At 54.4% G+C, this 21187-nt stretch carries 23 protein-coding genes and 1 tRNA gene; 9 read left to right on the forward strand and 15 right to left on the reverse strand.

Translation table 11 applies throughout. The features are described 5' to 3' along the window. Positions 1 to 7 precede the first annotated feature (7 nt). A complete protein-coding gene (locus Q4501_RS13060) occupies positions 8 to 1405 on the forward strand; it encodes a S41 family peptidase (protein ID WP_303596682.1) in 1398 nt (465 codons plus the stop codon). Between the two features lie 32 nt (positions 1406 to 1437). Next, a complete protein-coding gene (locus Q4501_RS13065; protein WP_303596841.1) occupies positions 1438 to 2220 on the forward strand; it encodes a divergent polysaccharide deacetylase family protein in 783 nt (260 codons plus the stop codon). Here the strand turns inward: Q4501_RS13065 and hisF are convergent. From hisF to Q4501_RS13090, 5 genes are all read right to left on the reverse strand, one after another. Continuing rightward, on the reverse strand, positions 2217 to 2990 hold the full coding sequence (gene hisF, locus Q4501_RS13070) for an imidazole glycerol phosphate synthase subunit HisF (RefSeq protein ID WP_303596683.1): 774 nt from the start codon (positions 2988 to 2990) through the stop codon (positions 2217 to 2219). The two genes, Q4501_RS13065 and hisF, sit on opposite strands and share 4 nt — an antisense overlap. A 15-nt stretch (positions 2991 to 3005) precedes the next feature. Then, positions 3006 to 3743 (reverse strand): 1-(5-phosphoribosyl)-5-[(5-phosphoribosylamino)methylideneamino]imidazole-4-carboxamide isomerase, encoded by a 738-nt coding sequence (gene hisA, locus Q4501_RS13075; protein WP_303596684.1) that lies wholly within the window; start codon positions 3741 to 3743, stop codon positions 3006 to 3008. Next, the gene (gene hisH / locus Q4501_RS13080) at positions 3737 to 4378 is read right to left on the reverse strand and encodes an imidazole glycerol phosphate synthase subunit HisH (protein ID WP_303596685.1); all 642 of its coding nucleotides are present in this window, start codon (positions 4376 to 4378) and stop codon (positions 3737 to 3739) included. The genes hisA and hisH overlap by 7 nt, the downstream gene beginning before the upstream one ends. A 38-nt stretch (positions 4379 to 4416) precedes the next feature. Continuing rightward, on the reverse strand, positions 4417 to 5010 hold the full coding sequence (hisB, locus tag Q4501_RS13085) for an imidazoleglycerol-phosphate dehydratase HisB (protein ID WP_303596686.1): 594 nt from the start codon (positions 5008 to 5010) through the stop codon (positions 4417 to 4419). A 127-nt stretch (positions 5011 to 5137) separates the two neighbouring features. Then, positions 5138 to 5599 carry an SRPBCC family protein gene (locus Q4501_RS13090; RefSeq protein ID WP_303596687.1) on the reverse strand — a complete coding sequence of 154 codons (462 nt, stop codon included), beginning with the start codon at positions 5597 to 5599 and terminating at the stop codon, positions 5138 to 5140. Between the two features lie 189 nt (positions 5600 to 5788). On the opposite strand from Q4501_RS13090, the gene Q4501_RS13095 reads away from it, so the two are divergent. From Q4501_RS13095 to Q4501_RS13115, 5 genes are all read left to right on the forward strand, one after another. Continuing rightward, the gene (locus tag Q4501_RS13095) at positions 5789 to 7987 is read left to right on the forward strand and encodes an AsmA family protein (RefSeq protein ID WP_303596688.1); all 2199 of its coding nucleotides are present in this window, start codon (positions 5789 to 5791) and stop codon (positions 7985 to 7987) included. Next, complete coding sequence (gene mutY, locus Q4501_RS13100) at positions 7984 to 9054, forward strand: A/G-specific adenine glycosylase (RefSeq protein WP_303596689.1); 1071 nt, start codon at positions 7984 to 7986, stop codon at positions 9052 to 9054. The genes Q4501_RS13095 and mutY overlap by 4 nt, the downstream gene beginning before the upstream one ends. Positions 9055 to 9135: 81 nt before the next feature. Further along, positions 9136 to 9408, forward strand: a complete 273-nt coding sequence (locus tag Q4501_RS13105; protein ID WP_303596690.1) for an oxidative damage protection protein — start codon at positions 9136 to 9138, stop codon at positions 9406 to 9408. Between the two features lie 121 nt (positions 9409 to 9529). Beyond that, positions 9530 to 9605, forward strand: a tRNA-Phe gene (locus tag Q4501_RS13110). A gap of 234 nt (positions 9606 to 9839) precedes the next feature. After that, positions 9840 to 10943, forward strand: coding sequence for a sterol desaturase family protein (locus Q4501_RS13115; RefSeq protein ID WP_303596691.1), 1104 nt, complete (start codon positions 9840 to 9842; stop codon positions 10941 to 10943). Between the two features lie 50 nt (positions 10944 to 10993). Here Q4501_RS13115 and Q4501_RS13120 read toward each other — a convergent pair whose 3' ends face one another. The 10 genes from Q4501_RS13120 to Q4501_RS13165 all read right to left on the reverse strand — a co-directional run bounded on the left by Q4501_RS13120 (position 10994) and on the right by Q4501_RS13165 (position 19018). Next, positions 10994 to 11149 (reverse strand): hypothetical protein, encoded by a 156-nt coding sequence (locus Q4501_RS13120; protein ID WP_303596692.1) that lies wholly within the window; start codon positions 11147 to 11149, stop codon positions 10994 to 10996. 113 nt (positions 11150 to 11262) lie between these two features. Next, a complete protein-coding gene (locus Q4501_RS13125; RefSeq protein ID WP_303596693.1) occupies positions 11263 to 12216 on the reverse strand; it encodes a DMT family transporter in 954 nt (317 codons plus the stop codon). A 2-nt stretch (positions 12217 to 12218) separates the two neighbouring features. Further along, positions 12219 to 13022 (reverse strand): ABC transporter permease, encoded by an 804-nt coding sequence (locus tag Q4501_RS13130; RefSeq protein ID WP_303596694.1) that lies wholly within the window; start codon positions 13020 to 13022, stop codon positions 12219 to 12221. Next, a complete protein-coding gene (locus tag Q4501_RS13135; RefSeq protein ID WP_303596695.1) occupies positions 13022 to 13900 on the reverse strand; it encodes an ABC transporter ATP-binding protein in 879 nt (292 codons plus the stop codon). Before Q4501_RS13135 ends, Q4501_RS13130 begins: the two co-directional genes overlap by 1 nt. A 66-nt stretch (positions 13901 to 13966) precedes the next feature. Next, complete coding sequence (locus Q4501_RS13140; protein WP_303596696.1) at positions 13967 to 14962, reverse strand: ABC transporter substrate-binding protein; 996 nt, start codon at positions 14960 to 14962, stop codon at positions 13967 to 13969. Positions 14963 to 15261: 299 nt separating this feature from the next. After that, the gene (wrbA, locus tag Q4501_RS13145) at positions 15262 to 15915 is read right to left on the reverse strand and encodes an NAD(P)H:quinone oxidoreductase (RefSeq protein ID WP_303596697.1); all 654 of its coding nucleotides are present in this window, start codon (positions 15913 to 15915) and stop codon (positions 15262 to 15264) included. A gap of 7 nt (positions 15916 to 15922) precedes the next feature. Beyond that, positions 15923 to 16387, reverse strand: a complete 465-nt coding sequence (locus Q4501_RS13150) for a nucleoside deaminase (protein ID WP_303596842.1) — start codon at positions 16385 to 16387, stop codon at positions 15923 to 15925. Between the two features lie 69 nt (positions 16388 to 16456). Next, the gene (locus Q4501_RS13155) at positions 16457 to 17242 is read right to left on the reverse strand and encodes an ABC transporter permease (protein WP_303596698.1); all 786 of its coding nucleotides are present in this window, start codon (positions 17240 to 17242) and stop codon (positions 16457 to 16459) included. Further along, positions 17223 to 18011 carry an ABC transporter ATP-binding protein gene (locus tag Q4501_RS13160; RefSeq protein ID WP_303596699.1) on the reverse strand — a complete coding sequence of 263 codons (789 nt, stop codon included), beginning with the start codon at positions 18009 to 18011 and terminating at the stop codon, positions 17223 to 17225. Before Q4501_RS13160 ends, Q4501_RS13155 begins: the two co-directional genes overlap by 20 nt. A gap of 2 nt (positions 18012 to 18013) precedes the next feature. Further along, complete coding sequence (locus tag Q4501_RS13165) at positions 18014 to 19018, reverse strand: ABC transporter substrate-binding protein (protein ID WP_303596700.1); 1005 nt, start codon at positions 19016 to 19018, stop codon at positions 18014 to 18016. Positions 19019 to 19440: 422 nt separating this feature from the next. Between Q4501_RS13165 and Q4501_RS13170 the strand changes: the two genes are divergently transcribed. Both Q4501_RS13170 and Q4501_RS13175 read left to right on the forward strand, forming a co-directional pair. Beyond that, a complete protein-coding gene (locus Q4501_RS13170; protein ID WP_303596701.1) occupies positions 19441 to 20406 on the forward strand; it encodes an isopenicillin N synthase family oxygenase in 966 nt (321 codons plus the stop codon). After that, positions 20399 to 21166 carry an alpha/beta fold hydrolase gene (locus tag Q4501_RS13175; RefSeq protein ID WP_303596702.1) on the forward strand — a complete coding sequence of 256 codons (768 nt, stop codon included), beginning with the start codon at positions 20399 to 20401 and terminating at the stop codon, positions 21164 to 21166. The genes Q4501_RS13170 and Q4501_RS13175 overlap by 8 nt, the downstream gene beginning before the upstream one ends. Positions 21167 to 21187: the final 21 nt, after the last annotated feature.

The following is a 21187-nucleotide window of genomic DNA, read 5'->3' on the forward strand; positions in this document are numbered from 1 at the left end:
TATGTGAATGAGACGGGTCCAAAGAACACACCAAGCCTTACCTTTGCGCTCTGCCATACTTGCCGCCTGTTTCATTACCTTTCCCGGACTGGCCTTCGCCCAGGACAATCCTTCAGATAGCACGAGGATTCTGGAAGGCATTCAGGATGGCGAGCGTGTTGAAATCACCCTGCCCGATCCGGAAAAGCAGTTGCCGCTGGATGACCTTCGGAAGTTCACTGAAGTTTTCAGTCGCATCAAGGCCGCCTATGTCGAAGAAGTGGACGACACACAGCTGCTGGAAAGTGCCATCAAGGGCATGCTCTCGGATCTGGACCCGCACTCAACCTATCTGGCACCGCAGGATTATGAAAAGCTCGAAGAAAGCACCTCCGGTGAATTTGGTGGCCTGGGCATAGAAGTCGGCATGGAAAACGGCTTCATAAAGGTTATCGCACCCATTGACGATACACCTGCCCAGCAGGCGGGCGTTCAGGCCGGTGACCTGATCATCAAACTCGATGAGAAACCGGTGAAAGGCATGAGCCTCGAAGAAGCGGTTCAGCTGATGCGCGGGAAGCCTGGCACAATACTCACTCTTACCATTATGCGTGAAGGTGAGAACGCACCCGTAGAAATTGACGTTGAGCGCGATGTAATCAAGGTCACCAGCGTTAAGAGCCGCATGATTGAAAACGGTTACGGTTACGTTCGTCTGACCCAGTTCCAGGCGGAGACTGGAGGACAATTCACCAAAGCGCTGACAGAGCTCAGGGAAGATCATGGCGGCACTCTCGACGGGCTGGTGCTCGACCTTCGAAATAACCCGGGTGGCGTATTACAGGCTGCTGTCGCAACGGCAGACGCACTGCTGGATGAAGGGCTGATTGTCTACACCGAAGGCCGGATTCAGAGCTCGCGCCTTCGCTTCAGTGCCAAAGACGGCGACATCATGGCTGGCACACCCATTGTTGTTCTGATCAACGGAGGCTCTGCGTCTGCGTCAGAAATCCTTGCGGGCGCTCTGCAGGACCACAAACGGGCTGTCATCATGGGCACCCAGTCTTTTGGCAAGGGCAGCGTGCAGACGGTGATTCCTCTGGATGAAACCCACGCTATCAAAATGACAACAGCGCGTTATTACACCCCCGATGGTCGCTCTATACAGGCCACCGGCATCAAGCCGGATATAGAAGTGCGGCCGGCAGAACTCAAGGAACTTGATAGCCGTCCATTCTTTACCGAGGCAGATTTGAGCGGCCACCTGATTGGCCAGGATGAAGATACGGAGAATAACAACAAAGAGCAGAAGACCGAGAACCAGGTCGTCTCCATCATCGACCGCGACTACCAACTGCGCTCAGCACTTAACCTTCTGAAAGGCCTGAACATCCTCGATCACAAGGGAGCGGACACAACACAGTGAAATCATCCATGATCCTGGCCCTGGCGGTTCTGATGAGCCTGGTCGCCGGCGCGGCGTCTGCCGAACCGGCATCACATGATGTCCCGCCAACCATCGCCATCATCATCGATGACATGGGGCATAACCTGCACGAAGGTGAGCGCCTGGCCAAACTGGATCAACCACTGACGCTGGCGTTTCTGCCCTATCGCCGGCATACAGACGCTCTTGCTCGCCTGGCACACGGTCGTGACAAAGAGATCATGCTGCACGCCCCCATGGCCAACACCCGGAATTTCGGCCTTGGCCCTGGCGGGTTAACGCCAGACATGGATGAGCAAAGCCTGACAACTACCTTGCGCCGCGCCCTGCAATCCATCCCCTATGTACAGGGGGTAAATAATCATATGGGCAGCCTGCTGACCCAGCAGCTCAGGCCCATGGACTGGGTGATGAAAGAACTGTACCGCTATCCGGTTTATTTTGTTGATAGCCGAACTATTGCGTCATCAGTTGCCGGTGAAGTTGCTGAGGCTTATCAGATCCCGACCATGACACGAGACGTGTTTCTGGACCATGAGCAAACAGAAGAGTTTGTCGACCAGCAGTTCAAAGAACTGGTCCGGCGGGCAAAGGAGAATGGCAGCGCAGTCGGCATCGGCCACCCACACACAGTGACCGTCGACTATCTTGAAAAACATCTTCCATTACTGGATGAACAAGGCATAGCCATCGCCACGATCAGCGGACTCTGGGCTATTCGGAACAACAATCAGAGGATGTTTGCTGAAGGAGAAAAGCAAACCATACGGCCTGCTTTCGCCAAAAAGAACTAATCCCGTACTTCGATTCCCTGGGCCTTCATAAAGGCTTTGGCTTCAGGAATTGTGTGCTCACCAAAGTGAAAAATCGAGGCCGCTAGCACGGCATCTGCACCGCCCCTGGTTACACCATCCGCCAGATGCTGCAGCTCGCCCACACCGCCTGAAGCAATCACAGGAACAATCACAGCATCGCTCACAGCGCGGGTCAGGCCCAGATCAAAACCGACCTTGGTGCCATCCCTGTCCATGCTTGTCAGCAATAGCTCGCCAGCACCCATTTCTACCATCTTGCGCGCCCACTCCACCGCATCCAAACCTGTTGGTTTGCGGCCACCATGGGTAAAGATTTCCCAGCGCAGCTCTTCGCCTTCAGCACTGACCTGCTTCGCATCGATAGCCACGACAATACACTGGCTGCCAAAGCGGTCAGCTGCTTCACGCACAAACTCAGGGTTGAATACTGCAGCAGTATTGATGGCTACCTTGTCGGCGCCTGCGTTCAACAGCTTACGGATATCATCCACGGTACGAACACCACCGCCAACCGTCAACGGAATGAATACCTCCGCTGCCATACGTTCCACCGTCTCATAGGTGGTGTCACGGCTTTCATGGCTTGCTGTGATATCCAGAAAAGTGATTTCATCAGCACCCTGCTCGTTATAGCGGCGGGCTACTTCTACAGGATCGCCGGCATCGCGGATGTCCACGAAGTTTACGCCTTTTACTACACGCCCTTTATCAACATCCAGACAGGGAATGATGCGCTTCGCCAGTGCCATATTACTTTATCCCTTTCAGCCCTTCAGGCTGTCACAAAATGCCTGGGCTTCTGCAACATCCAGAGTCCCCTCATAAATAGCACGACCGGTAATAGCTCCGACGATACCCTTACTGGCGACAGGTGCCAGGCGCTTCAGATCATCCATATTGGTTACGCCACCAGAAGCAATTACAGGAATGCCACCCTCTTCCGCCAGGGCAGCAGTAGCTTCTACGTTAACACCTTGCATCATGCCATCGCGGTTGATATCGGTGTAAACAATCGCTTCGACACCATCGTTGGCAAAGCGCTTGGCCAGATCCGTTGCCATCACTTCTGACACTTCCGCCCAGCCATCTGTGGCTACACGGCCGTCTTTGGCATCCAGACCCACGATAATGTGACCCGGGAAACGCTTGCACATTTCCGTTACAAACTCCGGCTCTTTGACCGCCTTGGTTCCAATGATCACCCACTGAACACCCGCTTTAAGATAGGCCTCAATAGTTTCAGCGGAACGGATGCCACCGCCAATCTGTATTGGCAAATCCGGGTATTTGCGGGCAATAGCCTGCACAATTTCGCCGTTAACCGGCTCGCCTGCAAAGGCGCCGTTCAGATCCACAAGGTGCAGCCGGCGAGCACCGGCCTCCACCCATCGGGTGGCCATATCAACCGGGTCACCACCAAACACCGTGGAATCTTCCATCCGCCCCTGGCGCAACCGAACACATCGGCCGTCTTTAAGATCAATGGCAGGAATAATCAGCATGTTCCGTTCCAGTCAGTAAAGTTCTTGAGAAGCTGCAGCCCTGCCCTGGCACTTTTCTCCGGGTGGAACTGCACAGCAAAAATGTTATCCCGGGCGACAGCCGCTGCCAAGTCAACACCGTAATGGCTACGCCCTGCGATGTCTGCATTACCTTCGGCCTCAGCGTAGTAACTGTGCACAAAGTAAAACCGGTCACCGTCGGGAATATCCTGCCAAAGCGGGTGTTCCTTGGCGTGGTACACCTCATTCCAGCCCATGTGAGGCACCTTCAGGCGCTCTCCATTCTCTACCAGGTTCTCACCAAAGAAGCGCACTTCAGAAGGAAAAAGGTTGATGCCGTCGACACCACCGTTTTCTTCACTGCGGGACATAAGCGCCTGCATACCAACACAGATACCCAGAAACGGGCGGTCACAGGAGACTTCGCGGACCAGTTCATCAACCCCATGGCGACGCATCTCCGCCATGCAGTCACGGATCGCTCCGACCCCGGGCAGAATTACCCGGTCAGCTTCACGAATCTGGCTTGCGTTGTCGGTTACCAGAACTCTGGTATCCGGGGCTACATGCTCTACCGCTTTGCGGGCAGAGTGAAGGTTCCCCATGCCGTAGTCGATGATGGCAACGGTTTTCATGGTCAGTAAGGTGTCCTTAAGTCGCTAGGAGCGTCGGGTTACAGCAGGCCTTTGGTCGACGGTGTGATTCCCGTCATGCGCTCATCCATTTCAATAGCCACACGCAAGGCGCGACCAAATGCTTTGAACACGGTTTCGATCTGGTGGTGGGTGTTTTTGCCCCGAAGATTATCAATGTGCATGGTCACCATGGCATGGTTGATAAAACCGCGGAAGAACTCTTCGAACAGATCTACGTCAAATCCACCCACTGTGCTGCGGGTATAGGGCACTTCCATAATCAGGCCCGGGCGACCTGAAAGGTCAATCACGACGCGAGAAAGAGCTTCATCCAGAGGGACATAGGCATGCCCATACCGGCGAATACCTTTCTTGTCGCCTACAGCCTGCTTGAAGGCCTGACCAAGGGTAATACCGATATCTTCCACCGTGTGGTGGTCATCAATGTGCAGATCGCCTTTGGAGACGATGGTCAGATCAACCATGCCATGACGGGAAATCTGCTCCATCATGTGGTCGAGAAACGGCACCCCGGTATCGAAACTGGATTTACCGGTACCGTCGAGATTGATTTCAACGCTGATCTGGGTTTCAAGGGTATTTCGTTCTACCCGAGCCTTACGTTCGGCCATGGGGACTCCGTAGCAGATTTAGGTGGCACAACGCCGGAAAACTTGATTCCGGGATTATACCTTTTATGCCCTCAGGAGTCCCACAACCGGGTTAATCGAAACGATAGTCAGTCTTGCTGCAATGAAGTCAGAAGGCCTTCTTCAGATTATTCATATACGTATCCACCAAGCTGTTGAATTCATGCTTGATAACCGGGCTGATAGCAAGCTTCAGCAAACCGGGTAGTGGCAGCGTGAGCTCGGCGCTGGTCTGGAATTTTGCGGTGGTCGCCTGGTCGCCTTTTGCCGTCAGTGTCCAGGAGCCGCGTACCACGCCATTACCTTCGCCTTTCACCGGCTCCCAGGTAATCTTACCGGCATCTTTGTCGGCGAAATACTTGCTCGCGTAGACAGACTGGATCGCGTGCTTGTCGATACCTACCTTGTCCATTTCCCAACGGTAGATGTTGTCGCCCAGATCCGTGAGTTTGTGCACTTTCGGAAAATGACTTGCGGAACGAGGCACATCGGCCAGCAACGCAAAAACCTCGTCATAGCTGCCCGGAATTTCAATCTCCCGGTTCAACTCAAGCGAAACAGTGATAGCCACAGCGAACTCCTTTTTTATTTGTACCAAACATTATAGCTGGAAAAGATTGAAAGCATTTTGGCGCAACACTACCGCATTGTCATACTCCTGCCCTGTTATTTTGTTAACCCTGCGTTATCCTTTAGCCTGTTCACACCCGGATTCGAGTTGAATCCAGAAAGCTCCGGCAACAGAAAGGAAGCCTGAATCATGAAAGCCATACGTTATGTGCTGATCGCCATCGTTGCAGTTGTTGTTCTCGCCATTGCCGCGATAGCTATTGCCATGGCCGTAATAGACCCGAACGACTACAAGCCACAGATCGAAAACGTTGTTGAGGAACACACCAACCTTGACCTCATTCTGGACGGAGATATCGGCTGGTCGTTTATTCCTCTCGGGCTGGAGCTGAATGATGTAGAAGCCACCCTCGACGGTGAACGCTTCATTGCACTCAATCAATTAGTGGCGCAAGTCGACTTCTGGTCTCTTATCGCCATGTCGCCCCAGGTCAGCACCTTTGTGCTGGACGGCCTGGATGCGAACCTGAGCATCAACGAACAGGGAGAAGGCAACTGGACGCGTATCATGCCAGAGCCCTCGACAGATGCTGCGCAACAGGATGTTGCCACCAAATCTGAAGATACGCCAGATTCGGAGGCTGAACAAGCCAGCGGCGAGGCACTTAACTTCAACGTCGACAACGTCCAGATCAGTAATGCGCAAGTGCACTACAGTGATCTGAGTACTGGCCAGGAAGTCACTCTCCAGGACTTCACCGTCAACGCCAGCAACATTACCCTGGGCTCCGAATTTCCACTGGAAATCGGTTTTCGTGTCGAGACAGCCCAACCACAATTCGCAGTGGACGGAAACATAGAGGTTCGCTTGGCGGCCAATGAAGCCTTGAACGATTTTGCTGTTTCCGGCCTGAACGCTGTGTTCGAGATGAGCGGCGAACCCTTGGGTGGCAAGTCAGTTACCGCGACATTGGAAGGCTCAGCGAAAGCCAATCTCGAAAACGAAACCGCAACCCTGAGCGACTTCACCGCGACCCTTGCCAACCTGACTCTTAACACCAATCTCGATGTCAGCGGCTTCGGCGACGAACCAACTCTCGAAGGCCAGGTCGCCATTGCCGAGTTTTCTCTCAAGGAACTGCTCGACAATCTCGGCCAGCCCGCCATCGAGACAACCGACGAGGGCGTTCTCGAGGCTATCGCGTTTTCCACAAACATTGGCGGTGCCGCAGGTAAGCCGGCGCTGTCTGATCTTGTGATCACGCTGGATGACACCACATTTAAAGGCTCGGGTAGCTATAACCTCGCAAACGGCGGCATCGTGTTTGATCTTCAGGGCGACAAGCTTAATGCTGACCGCTACCTTCCGCCGGCAGCAGAGGGAGACGCCACAGAAGCAACAACTGAAGCCCCGGCTCAAACAGCCGGCACAGGCCCTGAAGGCGACTTATTACCACTAGAGACCCTGCGCAGCCTGCTGTTGGATATCGACTTCGGGTTGGGAGAGTTGATCGTAAGCAACCTGAGCATTAATGAAATCAAGGCCAGCACAACTGCCAACAATGGCCTGCTGAAAGTGGACGAATTCAGCGGCAAGCTTTATGAAGGTGGCTTTGATGCCAACGTCACCATCGACGCACGCACCGACACCCCGAAGTGGACCGTCAACTCTGATGTGAGCAACGTTCAAACCCTCCCGCTGCTGGTAGATCTCGCAGAGGTCACCATGCTTTCCGGTGGCGCCAACCTCAAGGTTAATGCGACCACCTCAGGAAACCGCATCTCCGTTCTGCGGGATCAGGCCGATGGGCAGGTCAGTTTTAATCTTGCGGAGGGTGAGTTCCGCAATATGAACCTGACCCGTATGGCTTGTCAGGGAATTGCCCTGGTCAACGGGGACGAACTCACCACCACCGACTGGGGTGAAACAACACCGTTCAATGACATGCACGGCACTCTGGACATCAACGGCAACGTCTTCGATAACACAGATCTGGTCGCGTCTTTGGCGGGCATGCGGCTGGAAGGCAACGGAACTGTCGACTTGAAGCAGACCCTCGTGGATTACGAGCTTGGCCTGCGCATCGTAGGCGAAATCCATAGGGATAATGCATGCCGGGTAACCGAGTACGTGGAAAATGTCGTGATGCCTGTTGAGTGTCGCGGTGATTTCTCGGAAGGCGCTGCCAGCCTTTGTTCTTTTGACGGCTCCCGCTTCCGCGATACATTGAAAGACATTGCGGAAAACGCTGCACGCGCAAAGGCTCAGGAAGAAATCGATGAGGCCAAAGGCAAAGCTGAAGAAAAAGTCCGCGAAAAGCTGGAGGAACAGCTTGGCGAAGGCGCGGGCGACTCAGTAAAAGACGCCCTGAAAGGCCTGTTCAAGTGACATCAGGCAGCTTCGCCGAAAACCTTCTGACATGGTACGACCAACACGGCAGGCACAACCTGCCGTGGCACCATGACCGCAATGCCTATCGAGTGTGGGTTTCTGAAATCATGCTTCAGCAAACCCAGGTGGCAACCGTTATCCCCTACTTTCAGGCGTTCATAGAGCGCTTCCCGGATGTGCAGTCTCTGGCCGAGGCACCGGTTGACGACGTGCTCAGCCATTGGTCCGGGCTAGGCTACTACGCCCGGGCGCGTAATTTGCAGAAAGCCGCTCAAACCGTTATGGAGGATTTTGGCAGCACTTTCCCCGGTACCCAGGAAGAACTCGAAAGCCTCACCGGCATCGGCCGCTCTACTGCAGCTGCGATCATCGCTCAAGCATTTGGCAAGCGCGCAGCCATACTTGACGGCAATGTGAAGCGGGTATTGGCCCGTTACCATGCCGTTCCCGGGTGGCCTGGCCAAACCTCAGTGCTGAAACAGCTCTGGGAACATGCTGAGACACATACCCCGAATGAGCGGGTTCGAGACTATACCCAGGGCATCATGGACCTGGGTGCAATGGTTTGTACCCGCAGCCGCCCAGCATGCCACGACTGCCCTCTACACGGGGGTTGTACCGCCTACGCAAGAAAAGAAATCAACCTCTACCCCGGTTCCAAGCCTAAAAAAGCCAAGCCTGAAAAAACAACCTGGATGGTCATCCTTGAAGATCACGAAGGCCGCATTCTACTGGAACGGCGACCGCCCAGTGGAATATGGGGCGGCCTGTGGAGCCTGCCGGAACTGGACCCAGCCTTCGGCCCAGATGAACTTCAGGAGGCCTGCGAGCAAAAGCTCGGGCTGGACTGCGACGAGCCGGAATTAATCAGCGGCTTCCGCCACACATTTTCCCACTACCACTTACACATCCAGCCCGCCAGGTTGGGCGTGACCGGGCAGAACACCCTGAGAGATGACGGACAACAGAAATGGCTGCACAGACACGAAGCTCTGAGCCTGGGCTTGCCGGCACCGATCCGTACACTGCTCACAAACCCGGAACAAGGCACCCTGCCTGGATAACAGCGCACCCGCACGCTCAGTCGGCACTATCTGTTATCATCCGGCCAATCGCACATCGCACTTATCAAGACAGGAGCGAATATGAGCCGCACAGTTTTCTGCCGCAAGCACCAGAAAGAACTTGAAGGCCTGGACTTTCCGCCCATGCCCGGCGCAAAAGGCCAGGACATCTACGAGAACATCTCCAAACAGGCCTGGGAAGAGTGGCAACACCAGCAAACCATGCTGATCAACGAAAAGCACCTCAGCCTGATGGATCCGAACACCCGCAAATACCTGCAGGCGCAGATGGAGCACTACTTCAACAATGAGCCTTTCGACAAAGCCGAAGGCTACGTGCCGCCGGAGCAATAACGCCGGATTGATCAAAGCCTGACCAAGCCTGAAAAGATTCAGAAATTTTTCCGGACCGGCCTTGACTCACTACCCCGAAACCGGTTTAATAGCGCCCCGTTGCACAGCAGTATAGCAACTTGCCCGGATAGCTCAGTTGGTAGAGCAGAGGATTGAAAATCCTCGTGTCGGTGGTTCGATTCCGCCTCCGGGCACCATTAAGAATTCAGATGAAACCCGCCTTGTGCGGGTTTTGTTGTTTCTGTGCTCCACGTTTTCTCTCTCGCTACAAAGCAGTAGGCGAAAAATAGGACCCAACCCCATCTCCGGCTACCCCCAACTAGAACCAAGGCTTCCGTCGCAATAAGACAAAAAAGTGTCGTATTAGAGCAATGCTTTTTTTAATCAGCCGATGTAACGTCAAGCTACTAATAAAAAGAAAGGGGCCAACAATGGCTGATCACTATGTAGCTTTCTCTATCCCGTTTTTTCTACTGTTCATTGCCCTGGAATCACTCTTCTTCTGGCGAAAAAGCCGAACCAGGCTGCGGCTGAACGACAGCCTTACCAACATGAGCTGCGGCATTGTTACGCTGGTTTTCGAGCTTTTTACCAAAGGTGGGCTGCTCCTGTTTTTTGCCTTTCTGTCCAACAGTTTTGGCCTGATTGAATGGAGTATGAGTTCGCCCTTCACATGGATTCTGTTTTTCTTCGTTTTCGACTTTTTCTACTACTGGGGCCACCGCCTGTCTCACACTGTGAACTTTATGTGGAGCGGTCACCTGCCTCATCACCAGAGCGAAGAGTACAATTTCACTGTCGCTCTGCGGCAAGGTGCATTTCAGGACACCCTGATGTTCCCCGTATTTATTCCGATGGCTTTGATGGGCTGTCCGGTCGAAGTATTTGCAACCGTGCTGGTGCTGAACAAGATCTTCCAGTTCTGGATACACACTCGCTCCATTAGTCGCATTCCTCCCATTGAAGGCATTCTCAACACGCCCTCAGCCCATCGCGTACACCATGCGGTTAATACCCGCTACGTCGACAGGAACTACGGCGGTGTAATCATGCTATGGGACAAGCTTTTCGGCACCTGGGCTGAGGAGAGTGGAGACGAACCCTGTATTTTTGGCGTGCGCAAACCCTATCGAAGCTGGGACCCGATATTCGCTCATGTGGATTGGTGGGCAAGACTGTGGAAAGACGCCGTGAATACCCAAAGATGGCGAGATAAAATCAAACTCTGGTTCATGCCAACGGGCTGGCGCCCCGCAGATGTTGAGGGATCCGATCCCTGGCAGCCCTATGACATCGAAAACTATAAAAAATACGACCCTGACGCGAGCTTCTGGAATAAAGCCTTCGCAGTCGCCCTATTTTTGGCAACCCTCCCCCTGATCAGTCATCTGCTGGTTGAGCAGTTCAATTTGTCTGTGTGGGAAAAGGCGGGGCTTGCTGGAGTAATACTCACATGTCTCTATACCTGCGCTTATCTGCTCCAGGGAAGCCGGAAGCAGGCATGTAATGAAGCACCTGAGAAGGCAGGTTATTAAAGCCGGGAAACAAGAGAAGAACGGGCGAAGGATTTTCGTAAAACCACCTCTCAGGCAGCCTTGCGAAAGTCCTCCATCCGTACACTCTTGTCACGTCTCCGGCTATATTTGCTTTTATCTTCAACTACCCGCATCTGGTATTTCGGGGTTTTAAGGTCCCGCTGCACCGCACTATGCTTTGTGGGCTTTGCCTTTCTTTTCGCCATCGAATATCTCCTTCAGCTGATGGTTTCTACGCCCGGATTATAGCACCTGAGATTTTTTCCCGAGCGTAAGGAGTAACACCCATGCGTTGCACGGCGTCTCGGGCACCTTCCTATTACCTCGATAACCCGGACACCCTTGCTCTCGCCAGCCTCAGGTCGCTGAGACCTACAAGTACGATACCCAGGCCAATCATGAAAAACCCGAACAGGTCGTGATAGCCCGGCATTTCCCCCAAAAGAACCGCTGAGGAAAGCAGCCCGACCGCAGGGACCGCCGCAGAGCTCAGCGACATAGTGACAGCGGGCAAAGAACGGATAGCCCCGACTTGTGCAGCGACGCACACACCGGAAGCCAGGGCGCCACTGAACAGGATATTGACGAGGAATGCGGGTTCCCAACGTATGCCGGATGTATCTTCAACAAGCAGAGAGAAGGGTATGAGAAACACAAGAGAGGACAATAACTGCCAGGGAATGAGCGAAAGAACATTGCCATGCCACTGGTGCTTGCGGACGTGAATCAAGCCCGCTGTCCAGACCAGCGTAGCCAGCACAATCAGTGATCCACCCAGCAAGGTACCTTCAGATCCCCAGTCAACATCCAGAGGATTAAAAATGGCCATCAGCCCCACCAGCCCAAGTGCTGTTCCGACAACCCTTGGAGCGGTCAGCCGCTCTCCCAGGAACATTGCCGCTGCGGGAACCACCCATATGGGTGAGGTGTAAGCCAGTATCGCGGCCCTGCCCGCGGGCATAAACTGCATGCCCAGAGTCACCAGAGTGATAAAGCCCATGTTCTGGAGAAGTCCCACTGAAAACACTACAGGAATATCCGCACGATGAGGCACCCTAAGAATGCCCATAGCCGCGGCTGTCAGAAACATGGTGATGGTTCCAATGATCATTCGCAGGGTGGTGTAAAGCAGCGGAGAGCTGTATTCCAGCCCAATCTTCATAATGGGGAAATTGATTCCCCAGGTCAGAGCGGTAAAAGCCAGGAGCAGGTACCCGTTACGCCAAGCGTAGCTGGCACCCGCTGCGGGCATGGGTTGGGCGGGTTGCGACATCTTCAGTGCTCTACCTTGAGCGCACTTTCATGCCAGTTTCGCAGAGCCCTGTCAGACATCCAGACCATCGCTGCAAACAACAGAATCCCGGTCAGCGTGATCAGAATCAGCGCTGCGAACATTTTAGGAATCTGCAGGTTGTAGCCTGACTGCAGGATCATGTACGCAAGACCCGCTTTGGACCCACCTGTGCCTGCGACAAATTCGGCAACAACCGCACCTATCAGGGCCAACCCGGAACTGATCCGCAAGCCACCAAAGAAGTATGGCAGCGCACCGGGAATCCGCAGGCGCACCAGTTCCTGCCAGCGGCTGGTCCGGTACATACGAAACATACTCAACAGGTTGGGATCAACACTGCGCAGCCCCAGGGTGGTATTGGAAATGATGGGAAAAATAGCAACAATCACTGCACAAATGGTCAGTGCCCAGGTCGTGTCGTTTACCCAGATAATAATCAAAGGCGCAATGGCCACTACGGGCGTTACCTGCAAGAGTACCGCGTAGGGGAACAGGCTGACCTCAATCCATTTGCTTTGCACAAACAACAAAGAGGCTGCGACACCCAGCACCACAGCGATTACAAAGGCCAGAAAGGTAACTTTCAAGGTCATCAGCAAAGCGTTAAACAGAGAGCTGAAGTCATTCACCAGCGACTGCACGATATCCACAGGGCTGGGCACCAGGTATTTGGGTACATCGAACGCCATGACGCTGACCTGCCATAGCAAAAGAACCAGAACCCCTACCACCAGAGGTGCAGCAATCTGGACAAACCGTTCGTTCCGTATCAGTGGAGTACTCATCAGTGACTCTCCTCCTTGTTCTCACCCATGGCACTGGCGCGCTCAAGGGCCTGCGACACCTGCCGGCAGTAACCGGCAAACTCCGTCGACATCCGAAAATCCGGGGATCGTGGATAAGGCTCATCAATCTTGATGTCATCCACAATCCGCCCCGGGCGTGCAGCCATTACAACCACCCGACTGGACAGATACACCGCCTCATATACGCTGTGAGTGACAAACACGATGGTCCAGCCGTTCTCTTTTCTGAGCTTCAGGACATCGTCGTTGAGTTTGTTTCGAGTCATCTCGTCAAGAGCACCAAACGGCTCATCCATCAACAACAGGTTGGGCTCGGTAACCATGGCCCGGGCGATGGAGGCACGCATTTGCATGCCGCCGGAAAGCTCTCGGGGAAAGCTCTCATCAAAGCCTTTGAGCCCTACCATTTCGAGAGCGTCATCAACTTTCTTCTCTGCATCAGCCGAGCCACCCTTATGCTCAAGATCCAGTGGCAGCCGTACATTCTTACGTACCCGAGCCCAGGGCATCAGCGTGGCATTCTGAAAAACAAAGGCCAGCTTACGGCCCTTACCGCCAACTACGTCGTAGTCTTGCTCCCACCACTTTACGGTGCCGGTAGTCACTTCACCCAAACCGGCCATGATGCGTAACAGCGTGCTTTTACCACAACCAGAAGGGCCCAGAAGGCTCACAAACTCCCCCTGCTTTACCGCAAGGCCAGCCCCTTTAAGAGCAACCGTGCCATTGCTGTAAACTTTGTTAACCCCTTCCACCTGCAGTATCGGACGTGGCGCCGCCCCCTCCGAAACACTGGCTTCGATTTCCGGTTGCGGTTCTGGAGCCGCCTTCAGCGGCGTAACCTTATTAGCTGTCATCGTAATGTCTCCGCAGACAGCCGGGCCTGTTTCTGCCCGGCATCAGGATATGTGGTGCGTATGAGCTTAAGGCAGCACCGGTGACTCGGGCAGGAACTCCAGCGTGTAGACCTTGCTCATGTCGAGATCGGCCGATGCCAGGCCTGCCTCTACCATGAAGTCCTTGATCCTGGTCCAACGCTCTTCAGTCATTACGCCAATGCCTTTGGTTTGCGCATCGCCACCGGTGACAAGTTCATATTCCTTTATTTTTTCCAGGCCGTAAGCGAGCTGTTCCGGTGTCATTTCCGGGTTCTCTTGCCGGATCAACTCGTTGCCTTTTTCGGGGGACTCCAGGTAGCTTTTCCAACCTTCCATGCTGGCTTGTACAAAGCGTTTCACCACATCGGGACGCTCCTCGATCATATCTGTGGTGGTTTCAATAGTGGTTGCGTATGGAGGGTAGCCATAATCTGAGAGAAGGAAGACATTAGGCTCTATCCCGCCTTTCGCGATCGCAAATGGTTCGGATGAAAGGTACCCCTGCTGCACGATGTTTTCGTTCGTCAAAAATGGCGCCACGCTGAAGGTATAAGCGCGGACCACGTCGTCCTCAAATCCGTATTCAGCTTGCAGCCATGGCCAGAACGTTGAGTGGGCAAATGTTGCGAGGTAGATCGGCAAGCCGTCCTCTTTGATTTGCTCGATGGATTCAACGTGCGGATGTGCAATCAGTGACTGGGGATCACCCTGCATGGACGCCGCAACGGTTTTCACAGGCAAGCCTTTTTCAACGGCGTTCACGTTACCAATGGGGTAACCCATCAGCAGGTCATAACGCCCGGAAACCAGCAATTGTGTGCCGTTCACCTGGGGTCCACCCATTTTGATCTCCACATCCAGCCCGTGGTCCTCATAAATACCGGTGGCGAGGGCCTGGTAAAAGCCACCGTGTTCGGCCTGGGCATACCAGTTGGTTCCGAACACGACCTTGTCCAGCTCTTCGGCGGATACCGACGAAAGCGCTACCAGGCCAGCCAATACCAAGGAGCCAACAGAGGCTGCTCTGAATTTATTCGTCATGGGTACTCTCCTGAGTTAGAGGGTTGCATCATATTTAATTGACCATTTGATCAAGTTTTAAAGCAACCCTCGTGCCACTCGGCGAATCACACAAAAAACACATAGTTTCAGTAGCTTGGACAGACTTCCAGCAGCATTGAATGCACCACGCTGAGCCAGTTCTCAGCCAACTGCTCTGGTTTTGTGCGCACCGAAGCCCACGCACCACCATCAGTCCCTTAGAAACAGCAAGACAAGAAAAAGAAAAGCCGCCCGAAGGCGGCAAAAGGACACAACATTCTGGATCTGGATTCAGGGCGTCAGGTTGAATAGGCAGCCAGCTCAACGGATGCCGGCTCTGGCTCTACCCAACCGGAAAGCCGGGCAACCCGGGCCCCCAGGGCACGGGCGATGGCCAGTTCGTTATCATCTACTCCGCGCGTGCCATCAAAGCCGGTCACTGTGGTGGCACCGTATGGCGATCCGCCCTTTTCCGTTTGCACCAACTCCGGAACACTATGAGGCACACCCGCCAATACCATTCCGTGTTGTAAAAAGGGCAGCAACAGGGTTAATAACGTGATCTCGTTACCTGAGTGCATTCCGCCCGTGGATGTAAAGGCCGCTCCAACCTTGCCGATCAGAGCGCCCTGTCGCCAAAGGGGCGCCACCTCGTCAATAAACGCGCGCAGTGGTGTACTCATCAAACCGTAACGGGTGGGCGACCCCCAGATAATACCGCGAGCCCACTCAAGGTCTGCAGCGGTCGCCTGGGGCAGGTCTCTGTATTCTTTCTGGGCGGCGATAAAATCAGGCCGCTCCATATCCACACTGAATTCAGGCTCGGTAATGGCCACTCTGCACAGGCGAACCTCGGCACCTTGAGCAACAACGCCATCAGCAATAGCCCTTGCCAACGCCAGTGTGCTCCCGTACCGGGAGTCAACAACCACGGTTACACGGCTTGGGGTCATAACGCTTTCATACTCCGTGGTTTTGCCAAAAGGTTTCGTGCACTTTCGCGGCTTCACGCTCCAGCACCGGCCCTATGACTTCAACTTCCCGCTGACCCGATGCAAATACCTGTCGGCAAGGCAGGTCGAGGGTCGGATTTTCGGGATGATTACCTGTGATCATCTTCAACTGATGCTCGCTGAGCCCATAGACCAGCCGCCCCAAGCCGGCCCAGTAGGCAGCGCCGGCACACATGCAACACGGCTCAGCAGAAACATACATGGTGCACTTAGCCAGGTAATCCGGCCGCCAGGTCTTGCTTGCGCGGGTCATCAGCACTCGTTCTGCATGGCCTGTCATATCCTGATCAGGCAGGTAGGCATTGCCCTGCTCCATAACCACATTGCCGTCGCCATCAACCAGCATGGCAGCAAAGGGATGAACGCCTTCTGCGGCGAGTGAATCGGCTGCCTCAAGCACCCTTCGCATCATAACCAGATCGGCATCATTCAGTTTTTCAAGTTCTGACATATCCTAAATCTCGATGTATACCCAGGGGCCTTACTTTTTAGGCAGGCTCCAGGGGAAGAAAATTTGCTGCGTCCATTGCACCGACTTGAAGAGCAACAGACTCACTACCGCCAGGAAGAACAGGCCGGCAAACGCCTGGGGAATCCGGAAGAAGGATGTGGAGAACTGTATGAAGTAACCCAACCCCTCTTCTGCAGCCACGAACTCCGCAACCACCGCGCCAATAATTGCCAGGGTGATTGCAACCCGCAGCCCGGTGAAAATATGGGGAATGGCATAAGGAATTCGGATCTGCCATGTCTCACGGCGAGTGGGCGCATCCAGTGAACGGCTCAGCTCTATCAGTTCCGCCGGCGTCTCGTTAATACCCGTGGCCGTAGATACAACCAGTGGGAAGAAAGTGAGCAGGCAGGTAATCAGCACTCTTGATGGATCATCAGAACCCATCAAAACGATGATCAAGGGCGCGACTGCAACAACGGGTGTGGACTGGATGACTACCAGCAACGGATAGAGCGTGCGAGTCAACAACTCTGATCGCATCATGGCAATCGCAATGGGGACGGCTACCAGAATGGAAACCAGGAACCCCATCAAGGCCACCCGAAGAGTTGCCCACAAGTGCGTCATCCAGCGGCTGAACTCCACGTTGAAGAAAGCATCAACAATGGCCGTTGGTGCCGGCAATACGTATTCCGGCAGAGAAAACACCCGGCACACCAGCTCCCACAACAGGATAAGTGCAACGAAAAACAACCAGGGCGCAGCTGCAAGCAGAAGGCGCCTGGTTTTCGGATCAGGCTGCTTCAGGCTCATAAATATGCTTCCTCAGTCGTTCTGTGAGTTCCGCGAACCGGGGCTCGGAAATGGTATGCCGGGTCCTTGGCCGGGGCAGATCGACATCCAGCATCTCCAGCAAGGTTCCAGGCCGCTTGCTCATCACCAGAACCCGATCCGCGAGCAGTACCGCTTCTGCAATCGAGTGCGTAATGAACAAAACAGTTTTGGGGTTTTCCTCCCAGATTTTGAGCAAATCAAAGCCAATCTGTTCCCGGGTCATGGCATCAAGCGCAGAGAAAGGCTCATCCATCAAAAGAATATCCGGGTTGAGCAAGAGCGCCCGGACAATACCCACGCGCTGCTGCATACCGCCCGACAACTCGTCGGGCATTTTACTGGCGAAACTTTCGAGGCCCGCCATTTCCAGCAACTCATCCGCTCGCTTCTCGTCTTCACGACTATAACGGCCATACTTGTGTTTGAGCGGAAAGAGCACATTCTTCCGGACATTCAGCCAGGGCAACAAAGTCGGCTTCTGGAACACGATGCCAACATCATCCCGTGGGCCATCGACTTGGCGACCAAACACCGAGACCTCCCCCTCGCTCGGCTTAAGCAAGCCAGAGATCATTCGCAGCAGTGTCGACTTTCCGCACCCGGACGGGCCGACGACTGCTACAAACTCATGCCGCTGGATATCCAGGTCGACACCGGTGACCGCCATCGGCGTTTCCGGGTCCGGGTCGTACCTGTGCCCGACTCCGGAGAGCCGGACAAAAGAACGGTTAGTGGCGGGTTCAGTCATACTTACAGCGCCTCAAGCAGCGTACGGTCAATGACGGTTTCCGGGGCGAGTGCATCCTCGTCCAGCTTTTCTGCCTGAGCCACACGGCTCCAAGTCAGGGCGACACGCTCTTCAGTAAGCGCTCCCAAGCCATCACGCTCACTCACTTCGTTGACCACCAGTTTCATGGAGTCACCAATCTGCGCAACGGCCACATCAACTTCCACCTCGGGCACCATGGCGTGCAGGGCTTCGGCAGCTTTCGTCGGGTCATCACTGGTGAGTTTCAGAGATTTGTCGTAAGCGCGCATGAAACGCTTGGCCACGTCCGGGCGCTCACTCAGGAATTTATCGGCAGCAACAATTGACGAAGAGTAGAGTTCAAGACCAGCATCAGACCAGGGCAGCACAACCAGTTTGTTGCCGGTTGTTTTGGCCTGTTTGTCAAAGAGGGCGATATTGGTCACCCAGGCAATAATGGCATCCGTACCGCCGTTCATCAGCATTGGCCCCAGGGCGCCCGGGTCTGCTTTCGTCAACTTAACAGCGTCTTCCGGCAGATCATTATCTTTCAGCACCAGCGGCAAGAACGCGTTGGAAGAAGTGAACGGCGAGGTGGCAACTTTCTTACCCTCAATATCCGTCACTTTACTGATGCCACTGCTCTCAAGTGTAAAGAAGGCATGGGGTGCGCGATTGAAAATACTGTAGACCGCTTTTACCGGGAGACTGTCATCCTGGGCTTTAGCAGCCATCAAGGCGCCAATATCAGCACTGCCGATGTCGGCTTGCCCGGTCGCAATCTTGGTGATGGCATCGGTAGAGCCACGACCACTTGCGATACGGACTTCCAGCCCCTCATCTGCAAAGAACCCCTCCTGAACACCAAGGTAAACCGGAGACTTATCCCCTCCTGGCAACCAATCCAGTTGGTAAACAACCTTATCGGCCGCCAATACAGACTGGCTCAACAACCCACCAGCCAATGAAGCTGCAATCAGAAACGAACGAGTGATACGTTTATGCATTTGCTTTCCCCTTCTACGGTTTACGCTCTAAGTTTTTTGATCATTCGGTCAGGTTTTATTAGATAAAGCAAAGGCCAGGCCAGATTGCAAAACCGGACTTCAGAAACAGCTCGGTGATCAGCGCTCACCCTTCAGCAGGCTTCAATTAACGGGCCAGTTTGGACCGCCAACCCCAAATGCCACTAACTCACAGAACCCACGTTCAAGCCCCATCCATCAACAAAAGATACGCCCAAAACTAGTGCGAGATTGCGCGAAACGCCCTCATTTGATGCCCCTTGAGCCCCACCCCAGAAGAGCTTGAAACCCTCAAGCACGGGACTACTCACGATTTCAAGGCTGCTGAGGCCAATTGCATCACTGGCACACTTTGTGAATTACTGACCAGATGGACAGAATTACTTGAAACCCGGAGTGACATCATGAGCATCAATAGCGAATCAGGGGCTTCACTGCCTATTATCGATTTGTCGTTGCTGGCAGGAACCGACCATCAACGACAACAGCTGGCCCAATCACTGGCCGACGCGTGCCTGCATACTGGCTTCTTCTATGTCAGCCACCACGGTATTTCCGAAACCTTGATCAAGCGTGTATTCGAGGAATCTCAAGCCCTGTTCAGCCTGCCAGGCGCTGACAAAGAAGCCATCAACAAAAGCTTCTCCAAGGCAAACCGTGGGTACGAACCTCTGAAAGGCCAAACACTGGAGCCTGGTTCACCACCGGACCTGAAAGAGGGCTTTTACATCGGTGAAGAGCTGGACAACTCAGACCCACGGGTAGAGGCAGGTCGCTTCAATATGGGAGCCAACCAGTGGCCCCGGACCCTGGCAGACTTCCGTGGCACCATGATGGAATATTTCCAGGGGATGAATGAGCTCAGCGGCCGGATCATGGAGGCACTGGCTTTGTCACTCGGGCTGGATGAAGATTTTTTCGCGGATTTCTGCCGGCAACCACTCTCAACCCTGCGATTGCTGCACTACCCGCCCCAACCGCCGAATCCGGCTCCCGGAGAGAAGGGCTGTGGAGCCCACACTGACTTTGGCGGCATTACCGTGCTGCTACTGGATGACAAACCCGGGCTGCAGGTGTGGGATGCAAAGGCCGACGAATGGATCAATGCTGAGCCGATTCCCGGCACCTTTGTTGTCAACCTTGGCGACATGATCGCTCGCTGGACCAACGACCGTTATCGCTCCACCTTGCACCGGGTGGTCAACACCTCTGGCGCAGAGCGCTACTCTGTGCCTTTTTTCTTCACCGGCAACCCGGATCACGAAGTCAGTTGCCTGCCTACTTGTCTGGATGAGGGCGACCAGCCCCATTACCCACCCACAACCGTGGAAGCTCACTTGATGGACATGTACCGGAGGACTTATGCCTGATGCACCGATCACTGCGGTACTGATTCATGGCGCCTGGGCTGGCGGCTGGGTATGGGAGACAATTACGCCCTACCTTGAAGAACGGGGGTTCCGGGTTTTGGCCCCGGACCTGCCCGGATGTGGTCCACGGCTGGGCAATCCGGCTGAAGCGTCTCTTGACCAGTGTGTGGCGGACCTTGAAAAAAAGCTTGAGAAGGTTGGAGGCCAATTGTTACTGGTTGGCCATTCCGGCGGTGGCGCCGTGGCTACACAACTCGCTGAATCCATCGCTGAACGCGTAATTGGCGTTGCTTATCTGGCAGGTATGATGTTGCCGTCAGGTACTGGCTTTGGTGAAGTGGTGGAGGAAATAATAAAGGACTTCCCTGAGGCCTCAGGCATAGGTCCTTTCCTGGACTGGGAGGCTGACGGCCAGGTGTCACGGGTACAGGCGCCTGCCATCCGGAACATTTTCCTGCAGGACGTCAGCGCTCAGGTAGCGGAGCAAGCTACCAGCCGATTTACACCCCAGGCAGAAGGTAGCCGGGCGCTAGTCCCCATCTGGAGCCAAGCTCGCTTCGGGCGGCTGCCCAGGCTCTACATCGAAGCCTTGCAAGACCGCTCGGTTATTCTACCGGTCCAACGACGTATGCAGCAGCTCGTGCCCGGTGCCAGAGTGGCCTCACTGGATACGGGCCACGTTCCACAGGTAGCCGCACCCGAGGCTGTCGCCGACGCTCTAACAGAGTTCGTATCAGGACAGGCAAACAAAAAGGGGTGACCTCAGCGGTCACCCCTTTTT

The sequence above is a fragment of the Marinobacter sp. 2_MG-2023 genome (genome assembly GCF_030546935.1).
GTDB lineage: Bacteria > Pseudomonadota > Gammaproteobacteria > Pseudomonadales > Oleiphilaceae > Marinobacter.